Origin of the sequence: Frigoribacterium sp. PhB24 (assembly GCF_003755185.1) — a bacterium.
Classification (GTDB): domain Bacteria; phylum Actinomycetota; class Actinomycetes; order Actinomycetales; family Microbacteriaceae; genus Frigoribacterium.
Window position 1 is genome coordinate 1 of the sequence record NZ_RKIC01000006.1, and the last position, 1,485, is coordinate 1,485.

Consider the following 1,485-nt stretch of genomic DNA (forward strand, 5'->3'; position numbering starts at 1 on the left):
CGCATGGCTAGGAGTTGGAAAGAATTTTGGTCAAGGATGGACTCGCGGCCTATCAGCTAGTTGGTGAGGTAATGGCTCACCAAGGCGACGACGGGTAGCCGGCCTGAGAGGGTGACCGGCCACACTGGGACTGAGACACGGCCCAGACTCCTACGGGAGGCAGCAGTGGGGAATATTGCACAATGGGCGAAAGCCTGATGCAGCAACGCCGCGTGAGGGATGACGGCCTTCGGGTTGTAAACCTCTTTTAGTAGGGAAGAAGCGAAAGTGACGGTACCTGCAGAAAAAGCACCGGCTAACTACGTGCCAGCAGCCGCGGTAATACGTAGGGTGCAAGCGTTGTCCGGAATTATTGGGCGTAAAGAGCTCGTAGGCGGTTTGTCGCGTCTGCTGTGAAATCTGGGGGCTCAACCCCCAGCCTGCAGTGGGTACGGGCAGACTAGAGTGCGGTAGGGGAGATTGGAATTCCTGGTGTAGCGGTGGAATGCGCAGATATCAGGAGGAACACCGATGGCGAAGGCAGATCTCTGGGCCGTAACTGACGCTGAGGAGCGAAAGCATGGGGAGCGAACAGGATTAGATACCCTGGTAGTCCATGCCGTAAACGTTGGGAACTAGATGTGGGGGCCATTCCACGGTCTCCGTGTCGCAGCTAACGCATTAAGTTCCCCGCCTGGGGAGTACGGCCGCAAGGCTAAAACTCAAAGGAATTGACGGGGGCCCGCACAAGCGGCGGAGCATGCGGATTAATTCGATGCAACGCGAAGAACCTTACCAAGGCTTGACATATACCGGAAACGTCCAGAGATGGTCGCCCCGCAAGGTCGGTATACAGGTGGTGCATGGTTGTCGTCAGCTCGTGTCGTGAGATGTTGGGTTAAGTCCCGCAACGAGCGCAACCCTCGTTCTATGTTGCCAGCACGTTATGGTGGGAACTCATAGGAGACTGCCGGGGTCAACTCGGAGGAAGGTGGGGATGACGTCAAATCATCATGCCCCTTATGTCTTGGGCTTCACGCATGCTACAATGGCCGGTACAAAGGGCTGCGATACCGTAAGGTGGAGCGAATCCCAAAAAGCCGGTCTCAGTTCGGATTGAGGTCTGCAACTCGACCTCATGAAGTCGGAGTCGCTAGTAATCGCAGATCAGCAACGCTGCGGTGAATACGTTCCCGGGCCTTGTACACACCGCCCGTCAAGTCATGAAAGTCGGTAACACCCGAAGCCAGTGGCCTAACCCTTGTGGATGGAGCTGTCGAAGGTGGGATCGGTGATTAGGACTAAGTCGTAACAAGGTAGCCGTACCGGAAGGTGCGGCTGGATCACCTCCTTTCTAAGGAGCATGTACTCGCCCCGCGGTATACACGGGGGTCAACGAGTCAAGTCGGTTTCGAAGCGAATGTCTTCGGCCGGCGCTCATGGGTGGAACATTGACAATGGCTCTTCGCGGAGAGCATCAGCGCTAGTACGGCACCTTCTGGGTGT

At 56.4% G+C, this 1,485-nt stretch carries 2 rRNA genes (1 of these 2 only partly in view); both read left to right on the forward strand.

Annotation, left to right across the window (positions count from 1 at the left end):
- Positions 1-1,333 (forward strand): 16S ribosomal RNA (locus EDF50_RS00580); the annotation flags it as partial.
- Between the two features lie 44 nt (positions 1,334-1,377).
- Positions 1,378-1,485: ribosomal RNA gene (locus EDF50_RS00585) — 23S ribosomal RNA — on the forward strand; it runs 2,860 nt beyond the window's last position.